This window comes from Roseovarius sp. (assembly GCF_965228755.1).
GTDB lineage: Bacteria > Pseudomonadota > Alphaproteobacteria > Rhodobacterales > Rhodobacteraceae > Roseovarius.
Genome location: NZ_CBDDIG010000002.1, coordinates 77,693 through 100,986, shown reverse-complemented (window position 1 = coordinate 100,986; position 23,294 = coordinate 77,693). Strand labels below are relative to the sequence as shown.

The window sequence follows — 23,294 nt, the reverse complement described above, 5'->3', positions numbered from 1 at the left end:
ATTCAACTTTTGCCGCTCACGTTGACACGCGGGAGCGGGCGGATCAACCTGCGCCGGTATTCCGGCAGCCTGGGAGGGGGGATATGGATTTCGAAACGGTCAGCGCGGCAGAGTTCGGCACATCGCTGAAAGGGCTGGGGCTGAACATCCTCGTGCGGGACGTGGCGGCGGAAATTCGGTTTCTCGACGCGGTTTTCGGGATGGCGAGCCATCGGGCGAGCCGGGATTTCGCGATCATGATCTATGGGGGGCAGGTGTTTCAGCTGCATGGCGATCACACCTATTCGGAGAACCCGCTGCTGGGCCTGTTGCCCGAGACACCGCCGCGCGGCGCGGGGATCGAGATCCGGCTGTATGGCAGCGATCCCGACGAGGCGGCGGCGCGGGCGGAGGCCGGGGGCTGGCACATCCTGCAGGCACCGGCAAACAAGCCGCACGGCCTGCGCGAGACGTTCATCCTGTGCGAGAACGGCTATGCCTGGGTGGCTTCGCGGGCGCTGAGTATTGAAGAGCAGGCGGCGGTTGGCTAGGCCGGGCGCATGGGCAAGACACTGATATCCTTCGGGCACGGCTATTCGGCACAGGCGCTGGCGAAGCGGCTGTTGCCGCAGGGCTGGGTGATCTACGGCACGACGCGGAAGGCGGAGAAGGCCGAGGCGCTGCGGGAAGACGGCGTGATCCCGGTGATGTGGCCGGATGGCGACCTGTCGGAGGCGTTCGAGGCGGCCACGCATATACTGGTGTCGGCCGGCCCGGACGAGGAGGGCGACCCGGTGCTGGCGAAGCTGGAGCCGCGGATCCGGGAGATGGCGCCCAAGCTGGAATGGGCCGGGTACCTGTCGACCACCGGCGTCTATGGCGATCACGGCGGCAATTGGGTGGATGAAAGCGCGCCGCTGACCCCCGCCACGAAGCGTGGCAAGCTGCGGGTCATGGCCGAGACGCAATGGCGCGACATCGACGGGCTGCCGCTGCACATCTTCCGGCTGGCGGGGATCTACGGGCCGGGGCGGGGGCCGTTCGAGAAGGTCCGCAACGGCACGGCGCGGCGGATCATCAAGCAGGGCCAGGTGTTCAGCCGGACCCATGTCGAGGATATCGCGCAGGTGCTGGAGGCGTCGATTGCCCGGCCGAATCCGGGCGCGGCCTATAATGTCTGCGACAACGACCCGGCGCCGCCGCAGGACGTGATCGCCCATGCCGCCGAGTTGCTGGGCCTGCCGGTGCCGCCGGAGGTGCCGTTCGAGGAGGCGGAGATGAGCCCGATGGCGCGGTCCTTCTATGCCGAGTCGAAGAAGGTGGATAACCGGCGGATCCGCGAGGAGCTGGGGGTCGAGCTGAAATATCCGGATTACCGGACGGGGTTGAAGGCGCTTCTGGCCGAGGCGGGGTGAGGCGCGTTCTTTGAAAGAACGCGGTCCGAAATCTTTTGAAGATCTCGGTTTCGGGGGCGTTTTCCGCGCGGAAAACTGGTAAGAAAATGCGCATTTTCTTACCCGGAATTTGCGCAAATTCCGGGGGCGTAACTCAACCGTTTTCGCGCAGGATCGAGCCGGCCAGGTAGAGCGAGCCGCAGATCAGGATGCGGGCGTGGGGGTCTTCGGCCACGATGGCGCGGATGGCCTCGAGCGCGCTGTCGGCGATGCCGGCCTCCATCCCCACCGCGCGGGCGGCGGCGGCGGTGTCCTCGGCCGAGAGCGTATTGGGCTCGTCCGGGATGGACAGCGCCGTGAGGCTGGCGGCGTGGGCCGCGAGCGGGCGCATGTAGCCCTGGACGTCCTTGGTGTTCATCATCCCGCAGACAAGGTGCATCGGCCGGTCGGGCAGGCTGGCGAGGTAGCACCCCAGCGCCTCGCCCGCCGCAGGGTTGTGGCCGCCGTCGAGCCAGACCTCGGCCTCGGGGGCGGCGTCGATCAGCGGGCCGTGGGTGAGGCGTTGCATCCGGGCGGGCCAGCGGGCCTGGGTGACCGCCGCTTCGAACGCGGTGTCGCCGGCCTGAAGGTGGCGGAGGGCCATGAGCGCGGCGCCGGCATTCTCGATCTGGTGGGCGCCGGGCAGGTTCGGGAGGGGCAGGTCGCGCAGGCCGGTTTCGTCCTGGAAGATCAGCCGCCCGCGTTCGGTGATGACGTGCCAGTGCTGGCCATGGGCGAGGAGCGGCGCGCCGAGGCGTTGGGCGGTGGCCTCGATCACTTCCAGCGCCGGCTCGGCCTGGGGGCCGACGACGCAGGGCACGCGGCGCTTGAGGATTCCGGCCTTCTCGGCGGCGATCTTGGGTAGCGTGTCGCCGAGGAAGGATTCGTGGTCGATCGAGACCGGCGTGATGACGGTCAGCGCCGGCTGGGCGATGACGTTGGTGGCATCGAGCCGCCCGCCGAGGCCCACCTCGAGCAGGGCGTAATCGGCGGGCGTGCGCGACATGGCCAGCAGGGCGGCGCAGGTGGTGATCTCGAAATAGGTGATCGGCTCGCCGCCATTGGCCGCATAGCATTCGTCGAGCACCGCGGTCAGGTCGGGCTCGGATATCAGTGATCCGGCGAGGTAGATGCGTTCGTGGAACCGGGCGAGATGGGGCGAGGTGTAGGCGTGGACGCGCTTGCCCGCCCCTTCAAGCCCGGCGCGGATCATCGCCAGGGTCGAGCCCTTGCCGTTGGTGCCGGCAATGTGGATCACGGGCGGCATAGCGTCCTGGGGATTGCCCAGACGGTCGAGCAGGCGCCAGACACGATCGAGCGTCAGGTCGATGATCTTGGGGTGCAGTGACATCATCCGTTCGAGGATGACGTCGGAGGAGGCGCCGCTCATGCCTTGCCGGATTTTTTCGTGTCGGCCTTGGCGGCCGGTTTGGGATTCTCCGGCGGGTCGACCGGGGGCGGCGCGGGTGGCGTCGCCTCGGCGGTGTCCGGTTCGGGCGCGGGCGCGGGCAGGTCGCCCTTCACCGCCGGCGGCAGGCCAAGCAGCATCCGGGTGATGGTGATCAGCTCCTCGCGCATGGCGGTGCGCGGGGTGACGCGGTCGAGCATGCCGTGGTCGAGCAGGTACTCGGCCCGCTGGAAGCCCTCGGGCAGTTTCTCGCGGATGGTCTGTTCGATGACCCGCGGCCCGGCGAAGCAAATGAGCGCGTTGGGTTCGGCAATATGCACGTCGCCCAGCATCGCGTAGGAGGCGGTGACGCCGCCGGTCGTGGGGTGGGTCAGCACGACGATATAGGGCAGCCCGGCCTCGCGCAGCATCTGCACGGCGACGGTGGTGCGGGGCATCTGCATGAGGCTGAGGATGCCTTCCTGCATCCGGGCCCCGCCGGCGGCCGAGAACAGGATCAGCGGGCGCTTGAGCTTCACCGCCTCCTGGGCCGCGGCGATGATGGCGTTGCCGACATACATGCCCATCGAGCCGCCCATGAAGGTGAAATCCTGGGCCGCCGCCACGATGGGCGTGCGTCCGATCTCGCCACGGGCGACCAGCATCGCCTCTTTCTCGCCCGTGGTCTTCTGGGCGGCGCGCATGCGGTCGGGGTATTTCTTCTGGTCGCGGAAATGCAGCGGGTCGGCGGTGGGCAGGGGAACGTCGACCTCTGAAAACGTGCCGCCGTCGAACAGCGCCGTGAAGCGGGCGCGCGGCGTGATCGGCATGTGGTGGCCGCAATTGGTGCAGACGTTGAGGTTCTGGCTCAGTTCGCGGTGAAACAGCATGGTGCCGCATTCATCGCATTTCGACCACAGGTTCTCGGGGATTTCCCGGCGCGAGAAGATCGAGTTGATCCGCGGTCTGACGTAGTTGGTGATCCAGTTCATCCGGTCGCCCTTTTGCGGCTTGGCCATATGGCGCCTGAAATAAGCGCCGGGCGCGCGGAATGCAATCGGACTTGCAGGAGGGCCTAGCGGCGCAGCGCGATCCGGGCGGTGAGCCAGGCGCAGAGGGTGAAGAGAATCTCGATCGGCATGACGTACCAGGCGAGCCCCTGTTCATAGAGCGCCAGGGGGAAGGTGTAGAGCGCGATGCCGTCGAGGTTGCCGGCCGGGGCGGTGACGAGAATGGCGAAGACGTTGTTGGTGAAATGCAGCGCCAGTGCCGGGCCCAGCGTGCCGGTGCGCGCGGTCAGGTCGGCGGCGGCCACGCCGAACAGCCCGGCCCAGAGAATCAGCGCCCAGGCGTTGGGGCCGGCCAGGAGCGGATCGTAATGGAACAGCCCGAACAGCGCCGAGGGCAGGCCGATCCAGATGACGGGGCTGCGGAAGCGGGCGGCGAGCTGGCTTTGCAGGTAGCCACGGAACACCATCTCCTCGGCGCCGCACTGGATCAGCACGCAGGCCAGCGCGAGCGGCAGCCAGAGCACCCAGGTGCCGGGCGAGAGGTTGGCGCTGAGCTGGTATTCCGGCGGCATCGGCATCACCGTCAGCAACAGGTAGAGCGGCAGCAGGTAGCGAGTGCAGCGCAGGAACTGGCGGGCGGCCGTGCCCGCCGGGCCGATCAGGCTGGCAAGGCCGCGCTGGTGCATCAGTCGCAGGACCATCCCGAGGGCGACGATCAGGAAGGTGAACTCGAAGAGCAGGATCAGCACCGCCAGCGGCGTACGCCCCCCGATCAGGGCGGCCGGTGCGTCGTACCCCAGCAGCGCCGGGGCGACACCGGCATAGGCGAACGCCATCGGCAGGTAGAACAGGACGACCAGCACCACCCCCGCCCCGAGCCGCAGCGGGTGGGCCGAGGGCCGCGCCGGGGCGGTCAGGGCGTCGTGGGCGTCATAGCGCATGACGGCCAAGCTAGGGGCGCGGCGGGGCAGGGGCAATGGCGCCCCGGAGAAAAGGGGTCAACGCAGGCTGCCGCTTCCGGTATCCTGTCGCCGGACAGGGGAGAGTCGGCATGGACGGATATTTCGATCTGGGGGCACACAGCTTTCCGGTAACGACAGGCTCGGACGAGGCGCAGCTCTGGTTCGACCGGGGCCTGTTGTGGACATACGGCTACAATCACGAGGAGGCGGTCGCCTGTTTCGACAAGGCCATCGCCGCCGATCCGGGCTGTGCCATGGCCCATTGGGGCAGGGGGTATGCGGCTGGGCCCAACTACAACATGCCGTGGGACCTGTTCGACGAGGCGGGCCGCGCGGCGGCGCTCTCCGTGGGGCATGAGGCGGCGCAGGCCGCGCTGGCGCTGGTCGATACTGTCACGGCGTGGGAGGCGGCCCTGATCCGGGCGCTGCCGGCGCGGTATCCGCAGGGCGAGCCGGCCGATCTGAAGGTGATGAAGGGCTGGAACACCGATTTCGCCGACGCGATGCGGTCGGTCCATGGCGACCACTCGGACAACCTCGAAATCTGCACGATCTTTGCCGAGGCCCTGCTCAACATTACGCCCTGGAAGATGTGGGACCTGCCGACCGGCCGGCCCGCCCCCGGCGCGCGGACCGAGGAGGCGCAGGCGGTGCTGGAGACGGCGATGTCGTTGCCCGGCGCGATGGGGCATCCCGGCGTCCTGCACCTCTACGTGCACCTGATGGAGATGTCGCCCTTCCCCGAGAAGGCGCTGAAGGTCGGCGACGCGCTGCGGATGCTGGTGCCCGATGCGGGCCACCTCATCCACATGCCCACCCATATCGACGTGCTGTGCGGGCATTACCAGAACGTGGTGCACTGGAACGAGGCGGCGGTGCGGGCGGACGAGCGGTTCTGGCGGGAACGGGGGCCCTACAACATCTATTCCGGCTACCGGCTGCACAATTATCACTTCGTCATCTACGGGGCGATGTTCCTGGGCCAGATCGAACCCGCGCTGCGAGCAGTGCGCGGGGCGTTCGAGACCGTGCCGGAGGAATTGCTGCGGATGGAGAGCCCGCCGATGGCGGATTACTTCGAGGCCTACCTGGGCTTCGAGCCGCATGTGCTGGTGCGGTTCGGGCGGTGGCGGGAGGCGACGCAGCTTCGGCTTCCGGACGACCCGGAGCTTTACTGCACCCTGGCCGCGCATGTGCATTACGCGCGGGGCGTCGGCCATGCGGCGCTGGGCGAGGTCGAGAAGGCGCTGGCGGAAGAAAAACTCTACCACGCGGCGATGGCGCGGGTGCCGGAAAGCCGGCTCCTGCACAACAACAGGGTGGTCGACCTGCTGGCCATCGGGGCCGAGATGCTGCGGGGCGAGATCCTCTATCGCGAAGGGCGGTTCGACGAGGCCTTCGCGGCACTGCGCCGGTCGGTCGCGCTGGATGACAGTCTGCCCTATGACGAGCCGTGGGGCTGGATGCAGCCCACGCGGCACGCGCTGGGCGCTCTGCTGCTGGAACAGGGCCGGATCGCCGAGGCGGAGGCGGTGTTCCGCGAGGATCTGGGGCTGGGCGGGCAATTGTCGCGGGCGACGGTTCACCCGGATAACGTCTGGGCCCTGAAGGGGTTGCACGACTGCCTCAAGGCGCGGGGTGAAGCGGTGGAAATCGCGCAGGTGCGCCAGCGGCTCGACCTGGCCCAGGCCCGGGCCGACAAAGCCGTGGCGGCGTCGTGCTTCTGCGCGCAGGCGGCGCTCAAGGCGGCGGAGTAAGGGGGCGCTGCCCCCGCCGCGCCAAGGGCGCGACTCCCCCGGGATATTTCCGGCCAGAAGAAGCCGGGTGTGCGCCACGGGCTTCTTCTTGGTCCAAATATCCCCGCCGGAGGCATCCGACAGCGCGGCCCGCGACCCCGCCTCGAGGGGACAACCGGCTTGCCCCACGGGCGGCTCTATCCTAGACCGTTGAGACGACGCTCCAGGAGGCCCCCAGATGACGAAGTTCGACAAGACCAAGCTGCCCAGCCGTTACGTGACCGAGGGCCCCGCCCGCGCGCCGCACCGGTCCTATTACTATGCCATGGGCATGACCGAGGAAGAGATTCACCAGCCCCTGGTCGGCGTCGCGACCTGCTGGAACGAGGCCGCGCCCTGCAACATCGCGCTGAGCCGGCAGGCGCAGGCGGTGAAGGGGGGCGTGAAGGAAGCCCACGGCACGCCGCGCGAGTTCACCACCATCACCGTCACCGACGGGATCGCCATGGGCCACGAGGGCATGCGCTCGTCCCTGGCGAGCCGGGAGGCGATTGCCGACACGGTCGAGCTGACCATGCGCGGCCATTGCTATGACGCGCTGGTGGGGCTTGCGGGCTGTGACAAGTCCTTGCCGGGGATGATGATGGCGATGGTGCGGCTCAACGTGCCGAGCGTCTTCGTCTACGGCGGCTCGATCCTGCCGGGCAAGGCGCCGCAGGTGGATGAAATTCCGGAAGATTTCCGCAGCCGCGACCTGACCGTGCAGGACATGTTCGAGGCGGTCGGCCGGCACCAGAACAAGGAGCTGTCGGACAAGGCGTTGGCAATGCTGGAGCGCGTCGCCTGCCCCAGCGCGGGCGCCTGTGGCGGGCAGTTCACCGCCAATACCATGGCCTGCGTCTCCGAGGCGATCGGGCTGGCGCTGATGAACAGCTCGGGGATGCCCGCGCCCTACGAAAGCCGTGACCAGTATGGCGAGGCGTCGGGCCACGCGGTGATGCACCTGCTGGACAAGAACATCCGCGCGCGGGACGTGGTGACGCAGAAGAGCCTCGAGAACGCCGCGCGGGTGGTGGCCTGTACCGGCGGGTCGACCAATGCCGGGCTGCACCTGCCGGCGATCGCACACGAGGCGGGGATCGACTTCTTCCTCGACGATGTGTGCGAGATCTTCCGCGACACGCCCTATTTCGTCGACCTCAAGCCGGGCGGGCAGTACGTGGCGAAGGACCTGTTCGACGCGGGCGGCATCCCGGTGGTGATGAAGGAACTGCGCAAGGCCGGCCTCATCCACGAGGATTGCGTGACCGCGAGCGGGCGGTCCATCGGCGAGGAGCTCGACCGGATCGACCGCGAGGCCGATGGCCGGGTGATCTATCCGATCGACAAACCGATCACCAAGACCGGTGGCGTGGTCGGCCTGAAGGGCAATCTTGCCCCGGCGGGCGCCATCGTGAAGGTGGCGGGAATCGCCGCCGAGAACCAAGTCTTCACCGGCCCGGCGCGGGTCTTCGAATGCGAGGAAGACGCCTTTGCCGCCGTGCAGAACCGCGGCTACGAGGAGGGCGAGGTGATCGTCATCCGCAACGAGGGCCCCGCCGGCGGCCCGGGCATGCGCGAGATGCTGGCCACCACCGCCGCCCTTTCCGGGCAGGGCATGGGCAAGAAGGTGGCGCTGATCACCGATGGCCGGTTCTCGGGCGCGACGCGGGGGTTCTGCGTCGGTCACGTGGGGCCGGAGGCCGCGCATGGCGGGCCGATCGCGCTGTTGAAGAACGGCGACATGATCACCATCGACGCCATCAAGGGCGCGCTGTCGGTGGACCTCTCCGAGGAGGAGCTGGCCAAGCGGAAAGAGGCTTGGGGCGGCCCGCGCGAGACCATGTATGCCTCGGGCGCGCTGTGGAAATATGCCCAGCTGGTGGGCGAGACCTACAAGGGCGCGGTGACCCATCCCGGCGGCAAGGCCGAGCGGCATGTGTACATGGATATCTGACAGGCGCATGGCCCGGGGGGTTCTCCGCGCCGTGGCGCTGGCGGCGATGTTGCCGCTGGCGGGGTGTATCGGCGGCGAGCCGGGTGCGCTCGGGTTCCTGGCCTCGGGCAGTGAGCCGGCCACGCGGGACGCGCTGCGCAAGGTCCAGATGTATGACGGCGATGTCGTCGTGCGGGGCCCGGCGGGCTATTGCATCGACCGGCGGACGCTGCGGCGGAGCCGCGATGGCGGGTTCGTCCTGCTGGCCAGCTGCGAGTCGCTGAGCGGGTTGCGCGGGCACGGGGTGGAGCCGCTGCTGATGACCATTTCGGTGCTGCCCGACGCCCCCGGCGCGGCGCGGCCCACGCCGGGCGAGATCGCCGCGCTGATGGCGCCGGCGAAGGTGATTGCCGCCCACGAGACCACGGATGTGACGCTGGTGCATTTTGCCAGTGGCGGCGACGGGGTGCTGGATGGCGGCGATGCGCGGCACTGGCGCGGGGGGATGCTGTTGAACGGTCACCTGATCGCGCTGGCGCTTTACGCCCGCGAGGGCAGCCCGATGGCGGGTAAGGACGGGCGGGCGCTTTTGACCGACCTGGCAAGGTCGATCCGGCGGGCCAGCCCGGCCCGCCCGGTGGCGCCGCCGGCCACGCAAAAGGCGCCGCAACCCGAACCGGAAAGTTCGGATTCGAGTGGATTGTCAACGGATTCCGGATAATGATGGGGCCGGGTTAACCGAGGCAGGACAGGGCGGACCAGACAGAGTGGACCCGGAATGGCAGTGTTGAGAAATTCGGTTCTGGACTGGATCGCGCAGCGGCGGTCGCTGCGCCGGTGGCGGACGGCGGCGCGGCAGGCGCCTTCGTTTTCTTTCAAGGACTTGCGGAAGGAACGGGCCGCGGCGCGGAAGCTTCGGCACGAGCTGAACGAGCTGATCGCTGTGGCCGATCACCGGCTGGCGCTTCCGGTGATCGGGTCGGCGGTGTTTCCGAAACCGCATGGCACCGACTGGGCCTGGCGGCCGTCGCTGTGGCGCAATCCGCTGGCGGTGCCGGGGGTGTCGTCGGCGCAGAGCAACGCGCGGCTGGGCGACGAGATCGTGCTGTTCCACGACTGCAAGCATTCCGAGCTGACGCTGCGGCAGGTGCGCAATTTGAGGGAGGCCGACCTGGCGCCGTTCGGGTTGCGGATGGACGTGTTCAACTTCGACGGATCCTTCCTGTCGCTGGCGCTGGATCTGCCGGACGGGGCGGTGCAGGGGCTTACCCGGTCGCACCTTGTGAGGGTGGATACGATCGCCGAGCTGGAGAAGCCGCTGGAGATCTTCGTGCGGCTGAATATCAAGCATGGACCCAATACCGAGCAGCTTGTCAGGGAGCTTCCCCTGAAGGAGGAAATGGTCATGGCGGAGTTTGACCTGGCCTATTCGAACATCAATGAAAAAAGGGTCGAGCGGGCCTGGATCGACCTGATCTTCGAGAACCCGCAGATGAGCCAGGTGACGGTGCGCGACCTGACGCTGAGCCGGCGGCCGAGGGCGGAGTTCTGAGGGAGTTTCCATGACCGATCTGACACTCACCAAGACGCGGCTGTTCGAGGGCGTATGGGAAGGCGTGCTGACCCGGGAGAGCGGCGGGACGGCCGCGCCGGAGGTCGACGTCACCCACCTGCAGACCCCGCTGGACGGCGTCGAAATCATTGAAAAGCCAGAGGAAAAGCTTTGGGTGCTGCGGGTGCCGATCCCGGCGGAGGTGATCGCCGACGGGGTGCAGACCTTCCTGATCCTCGACCGGGTCACGGGCGAGAAGATCGGCGATTTCGCCCTGATGTCGGGGGATGCGCTGAGCTATGATATCCGGGCCGAGGTGACCCTTCTGCGGGAGGAGCTGGACATGCTGAAACGGGCCTTCCGGCGGCATTGCCTGGAGACGAGGTGAGGCGGTTTCGCCCTGGTCGGTGACGGGCAGATTCTTGCCGGAACGGCCCCTGATTCGGCTTTCCGGTTGCCGATTCGGGTGTTTTCCCCCTTCCTGCGGTCACCACGGGGTTTTGGGACAGGGCACCGAATGAATCTCAAGAATATTTTGCTGTGCCTCGGCATGGTCGCGATGGCGGCGTGTGGCGAGGCGCGGGAACCGGAAGTTTCGCGGGCGGCGATGCCGCTTTTCCCGAACGAGACGCCGGAGCTTCGCGTTCTGATCAACAAGTACGCCGATCATTACGACGTGCCGCGGCCGCTGGTTCACAAGGTGGTGCAGCGGGAAAGCGATTACCGGCCCAAGGCGCGCAACGGCCCATATTACGGGATGATGCAGATCCTGCCGGCGACGGCGCGGGGCATCGGTTTCCAGGGGCAGGCGAGCGATCTGCTGGATGCCGAGACCAACCTGAAATGGGCGGTGAAGTACCTGCGCGGCGCGTGGCTTGTTTCCGACGGGAACATGGACGAGGCGGTGATGTGGTATGCGCGGGGCTATTACTACGAGGCCAAGAAGCGGTGCCAGCTTGTCGAGACGGGGCTGTTGAACCGCGAGATTGCGAAGCACTGCCGCGGGTAGGCGTTTCGCGAGAGCTTGAAGGCAAGGCCCCGGGGTTCCCGGGGCTTTTTGTTTTTGGGGATGGTGGTGGTGGTTCCCGCCCCGGGGTTGATCCGGGAGCTCTGCGGGGGCGAGGTCCCGGCTCGGGGGCCGGGACGGTGTGACGGGGTTGAGGGTTGTGCTGCGCGGAACAAGGGCGAAGCCCGCCGCGCATCGACGGGCCGTCCCGACGGCACGGCGATTTGGCAGATGGAGTGGCGCGTTCGTAGGTTGGAGGGGCTTGGCTGGCATAAACTGCCCATCACGAGCGTTGGTTCGCCGCGCCACGGCCCGTCGATGCGCGGCTTTTCACCGGGGGATTGAAGAACGCTTCGGTCGTGATCGATTTTCAGGCGCGATGGTGGGTTGGCACCCACCCTACGGAAAGGTTTACGGGCGGGGAAAATGGGCGGGTCGGCGGTGGCTGTCGGGTCGGCGGAGAAATCCGCGTTAACCAGCTGAAATCACCGGGAAAAGCCGATGTCGGTATCGCGTCGGTATAACGTCGGTATTTTGTCGGTGTTTTTTGCGGTGTCAGAGCCCGGGGCGGGCGAGAGGGCCGGTTCGTGAACGGGGCGGGCGTTGGGGGTAGGGAAATCGCAGGGTTTGTCCCCCAGGATGCCCCCGCTGTCGTGGCGTTGCCCCGGAAGGCACGCGACGGCTCAGCGCCATGGCAGGGCGGCCAGCCAGTCGACCGCCGCGGCAACCGAGGCGCGGGCGCCCTGGTCGGCGTGGGAGAGCAACCAGAGCTCGCGGACGGGCAGCCGTTCGGTGCCATCCACGTCCAGGGCGCGCAGGCGCGGATCGGTGTCGGCGATCATCCGGGGGAGGAGGGACTGCCCCAGCCCGCGGGCGACGGCCTCGAGCGCGGTCTCGGCATCGGCGACCTTCAGGCCGGTGCGCGTGGCGGCGGGCCGGTTGGCGGCGGTGTCGAGCCAGCGCGCCTGGGGCAGGCCGGACCGGGCGTCGTCATAGGTTATCCAGCCGGGCGCATCCCTATCGTCGGGCGGCGCCGCGCGGGCGGCGTAGGGGCCGAAAGCCATCTCGCCCAGTTTCCGGGCCTTGGTGCGCAAACCGCCGCTGTCCGGGCGCGCGAAGCGCAGGGCAAGGTCGGCCTCGCGCCGGAAGAGGTCGAGATTGTCCGCGTCGGGGACCAGTTCGACGGTGAGTTGCGGGTGGGTTCGGGCGAGGGCCTGAAGATGCGGCACGAGCACGCGGTTCACGATGATGGGCACCGCGCTGATGCGGACGGTGCCGGCAATGTCGTGGGCCGCCGCGCCGGTCGTTTCACGGATCGTGCGGGTTTCGTTTTCCACCGCTTCGGCATGGGGCAGGATCCGGAGGGCGGTGTCGGTGGGCTCGTACCGTCCGGCGGCGCCGCGCAGGAACAGCGGAGCGCCGAGCGCCTGTTCGAGGGCCCTGATCCGGCGTGTCACCGTGGTCTCGCTTGCGCCGGTCGCGCGGGCCGCCGGCTTTAGCTTGCCGGCGCGGTGGAGGGCGAGGAAGTACCTGAGATCGTTCCAGTCGAGGCTCTGCATGAATGCAGAGTAAGGCGGCATTATTGCCGGCACAATCTGCAGATTTGATGTGCGATGGTGGAACGTGCCAGAGAAGGAGAGCGCCCCCATGACCTATGTCATCCTGTTTGAAGATGCCCCCGATGCCGACCCGGATATCCGCCGGACCCACATGGCGCGGCACCTGGAGTTTCTCGAAAGGAACGCGGACCGGATCGCGGCGGCGGGGCCGCTTGCGGACCCGCAGGGGGCGGGGCGCGACGGGCTGTGGATCGTGACGGGCACGATGGAGGAGGCCGAGCGGCTGGTGCGGGAGGATCCGTTCTGGCCGACCGGGCTTCGCAAATCCTATGCGATCATCGAGTGGCGGCAGGTGTTTGCCGGGGGCAAACGGCTGATCCCGATGCCCTGAGCCGGGCCGGACGGGGGCGGTATCTCAGCCGCCCTGGGTGTCGGGCTTGGTCAGCTTCACGATGGTCGGTTCGGTTTCGGGCGCCAATTCCTCGAAGTCGAAATTGTCGAGGCGCTTGGCGCGGCGTCCGGCCTTGTCGGCGGAGATCTTGATTTCGGAGATGTCCTTGGCCGCCTGGTGGAAGTGGCGGTCGAGGTTCTCGACGCGGTTGCCGAGCCGGTCGACATCGGCGAAGAGCAGGCCGAGTTCGCGGCGGATGGCGCCGGCCTGTTCGCGCATGCGGGCGTCCTTGAGGATGGCGCGCATGGTGTTGAGCGTGGCCATGCAGGTGGTGGGCGAGACGATCCAGACGCGGGCCTCGAACCCCTCGCGGACGAGCTCGGGGAAGTTGGCGTGGAGCTCGGCATAGACCGCTTCCGAGGGCAGGAACATCAGCGCGCCGTCGGCGGTTTCGCCGTCGAGGATGTATTTCTCGGCAATGTCGCGGATGTGCTTGCGGACGGAGGTTTTGAGGAAGCGGGCGGCCTCCTGCACCTGCCGGTCATCGGCGGCGTTGCGGAGGGCCTCGTAGGCCTCCAACGGGAACTTGCTGTCGATGCAGATCGGGCCCGGCGGGTTGGGCAGGTGGATGAGACAGTCGGCGCGCTTGCCGTTGGAGAGGGTGGATTGCAGCGTGTAGCTGTCGGACGGCAGCGCCTTGGAGACGATGTCGTGGAGCTGGATTTCTCCGAAGGCGCCGCGGGTCTGCTTGTTGGACAGGATGTCCTGCAGGGTGAGCACGTCGCCCGAGAGCTTGGTGATGTTCTCCTGCGCCTTGTCGATGGCGGTGAGGCGTTGTTGCAGCTCGCCCAGGGATTGCGCCGTGCGGCGGGCGGCGCCGTGGAGGTTCTCGTTCATCTGCTCCTGCACCTGGGCGAGGCGCTTTTCCATCAGGTGGAGCATGTTGGTCTGGGCCTTCGACTGGGCCTCGGCCACGTGGGTGAGGCCGCCGGAGAGCTGGTGCTGGCCGTCGGAGAGGCCTTGGACGCGCTGGCCGAGGTCGCCCATCTGGCGGATCAGGGGCTCGGTGAGGCGGGCCGAGCGGGAGGCGGCGCGGATGGCGGCGAAGAGCAGGATGGTGATGAGGAGGAGCAGCACGCCGGCGCCGATGGCGGCCAGTGTGAGCGGGTCGGAGAGGTTGAGGGTGGTGTCGCCGATCTGGATCATGTGCGCCCGAAGAGCCGTTCGATATCGGCGAGTTTGAGTTCGACATAGGTGGGTCGGCCGTGGTTGCACTGGCCGGAATGGGGGGTCGCCTCCATCTCGCGGAGGAGGGCGTTCATCTCGTCGGCGGACATGCGGCGGCCGGAGCGGATGGAGCCGTGGCAGGCGATGCGGGAGAGGATCGCCTCGATTCGGGCGCGGAGGGTGAGGGACTGGCCCTCGTCCGAGAGCTCGTCGAGGATGTCGCGGAGCATGGCGCCGGCGTTGCAGGGGCCGAGGATGGCCGGGGTTTCGCGCACGGCGATGGCGCCGGGGCCGAAGGGTTCGATGGTGAGGCCGAGTTTGGCCAGTTCCTCGGCCTCGTCGAGGAGGCGGGCGGCGTCGGCCTCGCTCAGGTCGACGATCTCGGGGATCAGGAGGGCCTGGGCGCGGACGCCGTTTTCGGCCATCTGGCGCTTGAGTTTCTCGTAGACGAGGCGTTCGTGGGCGGCGTGCTGATCGACGAGGATCATGCCGTCGTCGGTCTGGGCGACGATGTAGTTTTCATGCACCTGCGCGCGGGCGGCGCCGAGGGGGAGGGATTGCGGGCGTGGTTCTTGCGGCTGCTCGTCCGTCTCTGGCGTGACGGCCTCGCGGGTGGGTTCGACGCGGGCGGAGTAGGTATCCTGCATCTCCGCAAAGCCGGGCGCCTGGGCCTGGTAGGCGGCGGCGCGGGCGGCGGGCGAGGGGCGGTCCATCTGGTAGATGCGGGGGGCGGGTTGTTCCGGGCGCATGGCACCGAGGGTGGCGCCGGCGACGGTGGAGGAGGCGCGGTGCCCGGCCTCGGCCAGCGCATGGCGGAGGCCCGAGACGATCAGCCCGCGGGCGAGGCCGGGGTCGCGGAAGCGGACTTCGGACTTGGCGGGGTGGACGTTGACGTCGACCAGCACCGGTTCGCAGTCGATGAAGAGGGCGGCGGCCGGGTGGCGGTCTCGGCTGAGAAAGTCGTGGTAGGCGGCGCGGAGGGCGCCGTAGAGCATCTTGTCGCGGACGGGTCGGCCGTTGACGAAGAGGTATTGCGTGACCGAGGAGCCGCGGGAGTAGGTGGGCAGCGCCGCGAAGCCGGTCATGTGCAGGCCCTCGCGGCTGGCGTCGAGGCGGATGGCATTGTCGGTGAAGTCGCGGCCGAGGATGCCGGTGAGGCGGCCGTGGAGGGCGTCGAACAGGTCGCCGGTCTCGGCATCGGCGCGGAAGGTGACGCGGCCCTCGCCGCCGCCCGAGACGTCGCGGAGGGCGAAGCCGGTGAAGGGCTCGGCCATGGCGAGGCGCTTGACGGTGTCGGTGATGGCCTGCGCCTCGGCCCGGTCGGAGCGCATGAACTTGAGGCGCGCCGGCGTGGCGTGGAAGAGGTCGCGCAGGGTGACGATGGTGCCGGTGTTGAGGGCCGCCGGTTTGACGGGGCCGAGGCGGCCGCCGGTGACGGCGATCTCGGCGCCGTCGGCGCCCGGGGGGCGGGAGGTGATGGTGAGCCGGCCCACCGCGCCGAGGGAGGGGAGCGCCTCGCCCCGGAAGCCGAAGGAGTGGATGTTCAGCAGGTCGGTGCCGTCGATCTTGGAGGTGGCGTGGCGGGTGAGGGCGAGGGGGAGATCGTCGGCCGCCATGCCGCAGCCGTCATCGGCCACGCGGATCAGGGTTTTTCCGCCGTCGGCATAGGCGATATCGATGTGCCGCGCGCCGGCGTCGAGGGCGTTTTCCACCAGTTCCTTGACCGCCGAGGCCGGGCGTTCCACGACTTCGCCGGCCGCGATACGGTTCACCGCGGCTTCGTCGAGCTGGCGGATGACGGGCCGATTTTGGCTTATATTGGGGCTGATCGTGTTCATTCCGCTAAACCTAGCATGGGTGGAGACGATTCTGCCAGACGGGAACGGCGGTGCCGCGAGAATTGCAGGGCCGGGGGGTTGGAAACGAAACATATTCAATTATCTGTATGTGAACTCAGGAACGGAGGGTCGAGATGTTCAGCCGCAGGAGCCCGTCGAACGGGGCAGGATCGCCGGAGGTCACCGGGTTTTACGAGGCCGATACGGGCAGTATCCAGTATGTCGTGGCCGACCCGGCCACGCGGAAGGCGGCGCTGATCGACGTGGTGCTAAATTTTGACCCGGCGAGCGCGAAGACCGGGACGGAGAGTGCGCGGGAGGTGCTGGATTTCGTGAAGGCCGAGGGGCTGGAGGTCGAATGGGTGCTGGACACGCATCCGCATGCCGATCACCTGATGGCGTCGAGCTGGCTGGCGGAGCGGACCGGCGCGCCGAACGCGATTGGCGAGAAGGTGGTGGAAATCGCCCACCTCTGGGCCGATCTCTACAACATGCCGGGTGTGTTCGACCCGGAGAAGGATTTCAGCCGGCTCTTCGCCGATGGCGATAGGTTTCGCATCGGCGAGCTGGAGGTGCGGGTGATGCTGTCGCCGGGGCATACGCTGGGCTCGATCACCTATGTCGTTGGCGACGCAGCCTTCGTGCATGACACGTTCATGCATGTGGATGTGGGCACCTCGCGGGCGGATTTCCCGGGCGGGTCGTCGAGCGTTCTGTATGACAGCCTGCAGCGGATCCTGGAGCTGCCGGACGCCACGCGGCTTTTCATCGGGCATGATTATCCGCCGGTGGGTGACCGCGAAGACCCGGCGTGGGAGGCCACGGTGGCCGAGCACCGGGAGAGGAACCCGCATGTGGGCGGGGGCGTGTCGCGGGAAGACTACGTGAAGCTGCGGGACGAGCGGGATGCGACGCTCGGGCTGCCGGACCGGATGTTGTACGCGCTGCAGGTGAACCTGCGGGGCGGGCGGCTTCCGGAGAAGGAAAGCGACGGGCACCGGTATTTCAAGGTCCCGGCGAACAGGTTCTGAGAGGAGAGCGAGATGAAGACGGAAAACGTGGGCCAAGCCGTGCTGGAGACATGGGACGTGGAGGAGGTGGCAGGCGCCTTCGACCGCGACGAGATCGTCCTGATCGACGTGCGGACGGTGCAGGAATATTCCTTCGAGCATATTGGTGGTGCATTGCTGATGCCGCTGCCGTTCTTCGAGGCGCGCAAGCTGCCGGGGCAGGCGGAGAAGCGGATCGTGTTCCACTGCGGCTCGGGCGTGCGCTCGGAGAAGGTGGCGCGGCTGTGCCTGGAGGCGGGAATGGACCGGGTGGCGCACCTGGAGGGCGGTTTCGGCGCGTGGAAGGCGGCGAAGAAGCGGTACGTGGGGACGGATATGGCGACAGGGGCGCCGAAGGTGGTGAACGGGTGATTGGGGTGATGCGGGGTGGTTGCCGCGAAGGGCGGCGAAGGTCCGGTTCGAGCGCACTTTGCCGACTGCTGCACAAATGGCCGCTTTCGAAGGTGTCCCGCCCGCGCGAGACGTCAGCTTCTTGCAAACGCCGAGCGGATGAGTGCGATTCCGGCAATTGCGAAGAGAGCCGATACCATTCCATCGATCCAACGACGGAACTTCACGTATCCGTTCATGATAACTGAGAGCGAAAATGCAGTTGCATAGGCCGCGTAGATGAGGAGCCCGATCAACGCGCATCCAAGCGTGGCCAAAACCACGCCCACCAAGCCGTCATCAGCTCCAAGGCCAACCGAAAGTGCGGCCATCCAGGCGACGACAGCCTTGGGATTGGAAAGGTTGAGTGCAAGTCCTCTGGCGAACAGACGCTTCTCGCTGGGTCGTATGTGACTGTCCAGACCCGGCTTTTCAGGGGCCACACGCATTGCAGAGCGAGCCGATCCATATGCCAGCCAAAGCAGATAGACCCCTCCAGCTACTTTCAGCGCGATCAGAAGGTGGGTGGATGCTTGAAGAATGGCCCCGAGGCCTGTTGCGGCGACCAGCCCCCAGAACGCGAGACCGACTGCAAGACCTGCGCCGAAGATCATTCCGCTCTTGCGCCCAGAAGCAGCAGACACCGTACTAACGGCCAAAGTCGCTGGCCCAGGCGAAGCTGCGACGACGAAGAAAGCCGCAAGGATTGAAGCTAGTCCCATCCAATCAATCATTTCCTGCTCCATGGCTTTGTCCCTGGGACACGTTATTCATCCAGGCGAAAAAGAAAAGCAGGCCGTGAAGATGAGGCAAACAGTGGAGGCTCGGTCCGCGTTGCCGAGCTTCATGCACGGCGCGGCGAAGTGATCGGTTCGAGCCCGGAGTTACATATGCGGCGCTGTGCACGGATGGCAGCTTTCGGGTCCCTGAGATGCTGCGGCTTCAACCAGGGTGGGTTTGCGGGTGTTCCCCGGTCCAAGCACAATGAGCACAGACAACAGTGGCTTTGTAGTTTCTGAAAAGAGCATCGGTTGTGGAATCAAGTGGCCCAAGGCGCGATTTCAGGCGTGTAATCGTTTGCGGTTGGGTTCGAGGTTTGGCGATACTATTGGCGTTCTCGAAGGTCTTTTTCTTGTAGTCGGCGAGCAAATCTTCTGAGTAACCAAAGACATCGTCGTTTCGGTAGATGCCCATTTCGGTGCCAAGCAACCACCATTCATGATCGCCACTACAGGTTGGGCATTGGAAGCCACCATTCTCTCCGTGCGCAAGCCACTCAGCAAGATCGATCTCGCCTTCGGCCGCAGCCAGGCCGGATGCGAAGTATGATGATGGATGCGCCTTGAAGGCCTTGATGGATAAAGCTCCAATTTGCGGAAGGCTGTTTTTGAATTCTGACGCTGCCGCCTGGCCAATAGGTGTTTTCAGCCATGCGCTGTCCGGGGTGCAGGAAACACCAGAATAACTGGTATGTGCTGGCTGGTGTCCCGCCAAGGCTAAGCCACCCAGTAGATTTGCAATCATAAGTAGCGGTTCACCGGTCTTGTTTTCGGCGAGGCGTAACAGATGCGGGATCGAGAGATAACTTGCGGGATAGGTCGTGCCTTGATGGAGAAGCGCCGAGAAAAAAAGGTAGTCGGCGGCATCGTCGCTCCACTCTTTTTCCAATTCTGCCAACAGCACATTGGCGCCAACCCCATAGCAGTGAGGCGCCTGGTCCCAAACAGGGTCATCATACGGAAATGCTGTCATCGAACCTCTTTCACCAAAAACGCCAAATATTTAAAAAGCCATTCGCGCAGACGCGGCGAAAGTCAACTTCGTCCGCTGCACCGACCTTATTGGACGGCGCGGTGGAGGTCTGCTTCGAGCCCAAATCGACCTACCGATGAAGCGCCTGCGCGGAATCCAGGGCGAAGCCCGCCGCGCATCGACCGTTGGCCGGCAGGCGATTGCCTGCAATCGCCGAGAGGTGGGCCGCCCCGACGGCACGGCGATTTGGCAATCGGACTGCCACGCTCAGATCATGGATGTACTTGGCAGACATAAAGTGCCCAGCACCACCATCGGTTCGCCGCGCCACGGCCCGTCGATGCACGGCTACGCACCGTTGGCATTCACTGACCACTCGGAAAGATCCCGGCCGTGACGTGCCGCAAGCTGGTATGGCGGTGGCGGATGTCGAATGCCTCGCCGGCCCTTTCGATCAGAGGATGCGACGGCGCAGGAAGGCCGAGACGATTTCGCCCAGGATCACCAGCGCCAGGATCGCGATGAGCACGGTCGCGGCCTCGGGCCAGTTGAACGTATCGATGGCACCCTGCAATATGATGCCGATACCGCCCGCGCCGACAAGGCCCAGCACCGTGGATTCGCGCAGGTTGATGTCCCAGCGCAAGATCGCCACGGCCCAGAAGGTGGGCATGACCTGTGGCACGATGGCGTAGGCGATGACCTTGAATCGTGACGCGCCGGTGGCCTCCAGGGCCTCGACCGGGCGCCTGTCGATCTCTTCGATGGCCTCGCCAAGCAATTTCCCGATGAACCCGATGGAGCGGAACATGATCGCCACGATGCCGGCCAGTACGCCAGGTCCGAAGATCGCCACGAAGAGCAACGCCCAGATGATCGTGTTGACCGATCTCGACGTGACAAGGATCAATCGCCCCAGCCAGAGCGTCGCCCGGTTGGGGGTCGTGTTCTGGGCGGCGATATAGGCGACCGGCAACGACATGAAGACGGCTATGGCGGTGGCGATGGTGGCGATGTTGACCGTCTCGATCAACACCCTCAGGATCGTGCCGAGATTGGTCGGATCGGGTGGATACATGCGCCCGAAAAGATCGCCCATCTGTGCGGGAGAATCCCAGACCCAGGCCCAGACGACCTCGATCGAGGACAGCGCCCAGGCGATTGCGGCGGCGCAAGCGGCGAAGGCGGCGAACCGGCTGGCCTTTTGCTTCGGCGTGTGACGTGACCAGTCCTCTCGTCCGAATTGCCGGGATATGCTGCTCATCCAACCCGCTTTCTGATATAGCCCGATACACCTTCCGACACGAGGATCGCGGCAACGATGACGATGGTGATCGCAAAGGCGAAATCATAGTCATACCGCCCGAACGCGTTGGCGAGCGTCGCCCCGATGCCGCCCGCGCCGACGATGCCCACCACCGCCGACGCCCGCAGGTTCGAGTCGAGCTGGTAGATCGTCAGTCCGATCTGGCGCGGTATGATCTGCGGGAAGATCGCGTAGAACAGGGTCGAGACAAAGGGCGCACCGGCGGCGCGCGTCGCCTCGACCTGGCCCATGTCGATTTCCTCGATCCGTTCGGCCAGCAGTTTGGCGACGAAGCCGATGGAATAGACCACCAGCGTCAATACACCGGCAAAGGGGCCAAAACCCACCGCCTTGACGAAGATGATCGCCACGATCACGGGATGGAAGCTGCGCGCCACGATAATGATGCCCCGCCCGAGATAGAATATTGGCAACGGGGCCACATTGCGCGCGGCCATGAAGGCAATCGGGATCGACAGCGCCACGCCACCGGCGGTTGCCAGGATGGCGATCTTCATGCTTTCGAGAAAGCCGTCTATCAGCAGGCCGCTTCGCTCGAAACTCGGGGGGAAGGCCCCGCCGAAGATGCGCCTTGCACGTTCCACCCCTTCGATGACGCGCTGCCAGTCGATGGGGATCGTGGCGATCACCCAAACGATATAGACCAACACGCCGATATAGACAGCCCAGCGAAGCCACCGGTTGGCGATGAAGGGCGGGCGGCTCCAGGTGTCGGGATGGTCGCTCATTGCGCGGCCACCGAGTTTTCACTGCGATCCGCGTAGGGGCTGCCGGAATAGATCTTGTCCATCGCCTCCTGATCAAGCCGGTCGGGCACGTCGTCGAAGATGATCCGCCCGTAGCGCATGCCGACGACGCGGTCGGTGTATTCCCTGGCCTCGGCCACGTTGTGAATGTTGATGAGCACCGGCAGCTTCAACTCTCCCGCGAGGTCACGCAGAAGGCCCATGATCTGCTCGGACGTCTTCGGATCGAGCGAGGCCGTCGGCTCGTCCGCCAGCAATATATCGGGGTCCTGCATGAGGGCGCGCACGACGCCCACGCGCTGTCGCTCACCCCCCGAAAGCTGATCGGCGCGCTTGTCGGCGTAATGCGCGATCCCGACGCGCTCCATCAACTCGTAGGCACGGCGGATGTCCGCTTTGGGATAGCGGCGCATGATCGCGGACCATGTCGAGATATAGCCAAGCCGTCCCGATTGGACGTTTTCCATCACTGTCAGTCGATCCACCAGGTTGAAGCCCTGGAACACCATTCCGATCTTGCGCCGCGCCGCGCGAAGCTTGGCACCCCGAAGGCTGGTCAACTCCGTTCCGTTCAGAATGATGCTGCCGGACGTCGGCTCGACAAGCCGATTGATACAGCGCAAGAGCGTCGACTTGCCCGCGCCGGACGAGCCAATGATCGACACGACGGTCTGGCCCTCGATCGTCAGGTCGAGGTCTTTCAAAACCGGGTTGCCGTTATCGTAACGTTTGACCAGTTCGGTAATCTTCAGCATTGACTGGTTCCTCTGGGCAAGGACCGGCGCGGTTCGCGCCGGCCCCCACGATCTGCGGCTTATTCCGCAGCAAGCCCTTGGGGCGTGTATTCCACACCGTTGGCCTTCTGGATCTGGCGGATGACTCGCCACTGATCCTTGTAGGTGATCGGGATGAACTTCGACACTCCCGCGAATTCTTCACCCAGCGCGGTGCCTTCGAATTTGAAGCTGAAGAACGCGTCTTCGATCTTCTTCTTCAATTCGGGTGTCAGGTCATGCGCATAGGCGTAGGAGGTCGTCGGAAACGGGTCGCTTTCCCACACGATGCGAACATCCGCGGGGTCATAAAGGCCGCGCTCGGCCATCCTGTCGACCACCTCGGAGGCAACCGGGGCGGCGTCATAGTCACCCGCGACCACGCCCAGCATCGACTGGTCATGGCTGCCGGAATACGTCACCTCGTAATCCTCGTCCGGAACGACGCCCAGATCGGGGAACAGCGCGCGCGGTGCCTGATTGCCCGAATTCGACGTGGGCGACGTGTGCGCGATGCGCTTGCCAGCCATGTCTGCCAGTTCCTTGATGTCGCTGTCGGCCTGCGTATAGACCTGCAGCTTGTATCCGAACTGCCCGTCGTCGGCGCCCATGATCGCGAACGGCACAGCGCCCGCCAGGTTCACGGCGAAGGGCGTCGGCCCGGTCGAGAAGCCCGCGATATGCAGGCGGCCCGAGCGCATGGCTTCCACTTCGGCCGAGTTTGACTGTACGGCAAAGAATTGAACGTCCTTGCCGGTCTGTTCTTCCAGATGCTCGATGAAAGGCGTCCAGATATCCTCGTAGATCGCCGGATCCTCGACCGGCGTATAGGCGAAGACGAGCGTGTCGGGATCGCGCAGGGCGCCTTCATCCTCGGGTGCGTCGGCCACGAGATCGCCGTCCGCATCGGTGTATTGGCTGTCGAGTTGCGCGGTCTCTTCCGCCTGAGCGAATGCCGCGCCGGCAGTCAGCGCGATCACGGCAGATAAGGTCGCCGCATAGGTCGAAATTCGATTCATTGTTGTATCCTCCCGGTTAGTTATCCTGTCTGCAGCCCCCTCCAGACTGACGTTGGTCGAGCACAGCACTAATATCTAAAACTTGCAATAATTGTCTTGGAATGCCGAATGTCCAAATGAGCTCGTTCGTAACGTTGGCAGCGTATCAAACGAAGACCGATGCTCTGCGTATCGAACCAGTAT

Annotated in this window: 23 protein-coding genes; 11 read left to right on the top strand and 12 right to left on the bottom strand. The window is 65.9% G+C overall.

Annotation, left to right across the window (positions count from 1 at the left end; genetic code table 11):
- The first annotated feature begins 83 nt into the window (after window positions 1-83).
- Together ACO07J_RS00630 and ACO07J_RS00625 are read left to right on the top strand one after the other, a co-directional pair.
- Window positions 84-530 (top strand): glyoxalase, encoded by a 447-nt coding sequence (locus ACO07J_RS00630; protein WP_422025318.1) that lies wholly within the window; start codon window positions 84-86, stop codon window positions 528-530.
- Window positions 531-539: 9 nt separating this feature from the next.
- Window positions 540-1,394 carry an SDR family oxidoreductase gene (locus ACO07J_RS00625; protein WP_422025316.1) on the top strand — a complete coding sequence of 285 codons (855 nt, stop codon included), beginning with the start codon at window positions 540-542 and terminating at the stop codon, window positions 1,392-1,394.
- Between the two features lie 133 nt (window positions 1,395-1,527).
- Here ACO07J_RS00625 and ACO07J_RS00620 read toward each other — a convergent pair whose 3' ends face one another.
- The 3 genes from ACO07J_RS00620 to ACO07J_RS00610 form a co-directional block, all read right to left on the bottom strand.
- A complete protein-coding gene (locus ACO07J_RS00620; protein ID WP_422025314.1) occupies window positions 1,528-2,802 on the bottom strand; it encodes a bifunctional folylpolyglutamate synthase/dihydrofolate synthase in 1,275 nt (424 codons plus the stop codon).
- Complete coding sequence (gene accD, locus ACO07J_RS00615) at window positions 2,799-3,791, bottom strand: acetyl-CoA carboxylase, carboxyltransferase subunit beta (RefSeq protein ID WP_422025631.1); 993 nt, start codon at window positions 3,789-3,791, stop codon at window positions 2,799-2,801. The genes ACO07J_RS00620 and accD overlap by 4 nt, the downstream gene beginning before the upstream one ends.
- An 83-nt stretch (window positions 3,792-3,874) precedes the next feature.
- A complete protein-coding gene (locus tag ACO07J_RS00610) occupies window positions 3,875-4,750 on the bottom strand; it encodes a CPBP family intramembrane glutamic endopeptidase (RefSeq protein ID WP_422025312.1) in 876 nt (291 codons plus the stop codon).
- Window positions 4,751-4,860: 110 nt separating this feature from the next.
- Here ACO07J_RS00610 and ACO07J_RS00605 point away from each other — a divergent pair, with 110 nt between their 5' ends.
- The 6 genes from ACO07J_RS00605 to ACO07J_RS00580 all read left to right on the top strand — a co-directional run bounded on the left by ACO07J_RS00605 (window position 4,861) and on the right by ACO07J_RS00580 (window position 11,043).
- Window positions 4,861-6,528 carry a hypothetical protein gene (locus tag ACO07J_RS00605; protein WP_422025310.1) on the top strand — a complete coding sequence of 556 codons (1,668 nt, stop codon included), beginning with the start codon at window positions 4,861-4,863 and terminating at the stop codon, window positions 6,526-6,528.
- 217 nt (window positions 6,529-6,745) lie between these two features.
- On the top strand, window positions 6,746-8,503 hold the full coding sequence (ilvD, locus tag ACO07J_RS00600; protein ID WP_422025308.1) for a dihydroxy-acid dehydratase: 1,758 nt from the start codon (window positions 6,746-6,748) through the stop codon (window positions 8,501-8,503).
- A gap of 7 nt (window positions 8,504-8,510) precedes the next feature.
- Window positions 8,511-9,203 (top strand): hypothetical protein, encoded by a 693-nt coding sequence (locus ACO07J_RS00595; RefSeq protein ID WP_422025306.1) that lies wholly within the window; start codon window positions 8,511-8,513, stop codon window positions 9,201-9,203.
- A gap of 57 nt (window positions 9,204-9,260) precedes the next feature.
- Window positions 9,261-10,034, top strand: a complete 774-nt coding sequence (locus tag ACO07J_RS00590) for a DUF6478 family protein (protein ID WP_422025304.1) — start codon at window positions 9,261-9,263, stop codon at window positions 10,032-10,034.
- 10 nt (window positions 10,035-10,044) lie between these two features.
- On the top strand, window positions 10,045-10,422 hold the full coding sequence (locus ACO07J_RS00585; RefSeq protein WP_422025302.1) for a hypothetical protein: 378 nt from the start codon (window positions 10,045-10,047) through the stop codon (window positions 10,420-10,422).
- Between the two features lie 129 nt (window positions 10,423-10,551).
- Window positions 10,552-11,043: a transglycosylase SLT domain-containing protein gene (locus tag ACO07J_RS00580; RefSeq protein ID WP_422025301.1), complete on the top strand. Its 492-nt coding sequence runs from the start codon at window positions 10,552-10,554 to the stop codon at window positions 11,041-11,043.
- 680 nt (window positions 11,044-11,723) lie between these two features.
- On the opposite strand, the gene ACO07J_RS00575 is transcribed toward ACO07J_RS00580, so the two are convergent.
- Window positions 11,724-12,599 carry a LysR family transcriptional regulator gene (locus tag ACO07J_RS00575; RefSeq protein ID WP_422025299.1) on the bottom strand — a complete coding sequence of 292 codons (876 nt, stop codon included), beginning with the start codon at window positions 12,597-12,599 and terminating at the stop codon, window positions 11,724-11,726.
- An 88-nt stretch (window positions 12,600-12,687) separates the two neighbouring features.
- On the opposite strand from ACO07J_RS00575, the gene ACO07J_RS00570 reads away from it, so the two are divergent.
- A complete protein-coding gene (locus ACO07J_RS00570) occupies window positions 12,688-12,990 on the top strand; it encodes a YciI family protein (RefSeq protein WP_422025297.1) in 303 nt (100 codons plus the stop codon).
- A gap of 24 nt (window positions 12,991-13,014) precedes the next feature.
- Here the strand turns inward: ACO07J_RS00570 and ACO07J_RS00565 are convergent, their stop codons facing one another.
- Together ACO07J_RS00565 and mutL are read right to left on the bottom strand one after the other, a co-directional pair.
- Window positions 13,015-14,196, bottom strand: a complete 1,182-nt coding sequence (locus tag ACO07J_RS00565) for a DNA recombination protein RmuC (RefSeq protein ID WP_422025295.1) — start codon at window positions 14,194-14,196, stop codon at window positions 13,015-13,017.
- Complete coding sequence (gene mutL / locus ACO07J_RS00560) at window positions 14,193-16,055, bottom strand: DNA mismatch repair endonuclease MutL (RefSeq protein ID WP_422025293.1); 1,863 nt, start codon at window positions 16,053-16,055, stop codon at window positions 14,193-14,195. Before mutL ends, ACO07J_RS00565 begins: the two co-directional genes overlap by 4 nt.
- 134 nt (window positions 16,056-16,189) lie before the next feature.
- On the opposite strand from mutL, the gene ACO07J_RS00555 reads away from it, so the two are divergent.
- Both ACO07J_RS00555 and ACO07J_RS00550 read left to right on the top strand, forming a co-directional pair.
- Complete coding sequence (locus tag ACO07J_RS00555) at window positions 16,190-17,086, top strand: MBL fold metallo-hydrolase (RefSeq protein ID WP_422025291.1); 897 nt, start codon at window positions 16,190-16,192, stop codon at window positions 17,084-17,086.
- A 12-nt stretch (window positions 17,087-17,098) separates the two neighbouring features.
- Window positions 17,099-17,476 carry a rhodanese-like domain-containing protein gene (locus ACO07J_RS00550; protein WP_422025290.1) on the top strand — a complete coding sequence of 126 codons (378 nt, stop codon included), beginning with the start codon at window positions 17,099-17,101 and terminating at the stop codon, window positions 17,474-17,476.
- Between the two features lie 113 nt (window positions 17,477-17,589).
- Here ACO07J_RS00550 and ACO07J_RS00545 read toward each other — a convergent pair whose 3' ends face one another.
- The 6 genes from ACO07J_RS00545 to phnD all read right to left on the bottom strand — a co-directional run bounded on the left by ACO07J_RS00545 (window position 17,590) and on the right by phnD (window position 23,111).
- Window positions 17,590-18,240, bottom strand: a complete 651-nt coding sequence (locus ACO07J_RS00545; RefSeq protein ID WP_422025288.1) for a LysE family translocator — start codon at window positions 18,238-18,240, stop codon at window positions 17,590-17,592.
- A 196-nt stretch (window positions 18,241-18,436) separates the two neighbouring features.
- Entirely contained in the window at window positions 18,437-19,246 is an 810-nt protein-coding gene (locus tag ACO07J_RS00540; protein ID WP_422025286.1) for a hypothetical protein, read from the bottom strand.
- 454 nt (window positions 19,247-19,700) lie between these two features.
- Entirely contained in the window at window positions 19,701-20,510 is an 810-nt protein-coding gene (phnE, locus tag ACO07J_RS00535; protein WP_422025284.1) for a phosphonate ABC transporter, permease protein PhnE, read from the bottom strand.
- Complete coding sequence (gene phnE / locus ACO07J_RS00530; protein WP_422025282.1) at window positions 20,507-21,301, bottom strand: phosphonate ABC transporter, permease protein PhnE; 795 nt, start codon at window positions 21,299-21,301, stop codon at window positions 20,507-20,509. Before phnE (ACO07J_RS00530) ends, phnE (ACO07J_RS00535) begins: the two co-directional genes overlap by 4 nt.
- On the bottom strand, window positions 21,298-22,074 hold the full coding sequence (gene phnC, locus ACO07J_RS00525; RefSeq protein WP_422025280.1) for a phosphonate ABC transporter ATP-binding protein: 777 nt from the start codon (window positions 22,072-22,074) through the stop codon (window positions 21,298-21,300). Before phnC ends, phnE (ACO07J_RS00530) begins: the two co-directional genes overlap by 4 nt.
- A 59-nt stretch (window positions 22,075-22,133) precedes the next feature.
- Window positions 22,134-23,111, bottom strand: coding sequence for a phosphate/phosphite/phosphonate ABC transporter substrate-binding protein (phnD, locus tag ACO07J_RS00520; protein ID WP_422025278.1), 978 nt, complete (start codon window positions 23,109-23,111; stop codon window positions 22,134-22,136).
- Between the last annotated feature and the right edge of the window lie 183 nt (window positions 23,112-23,294).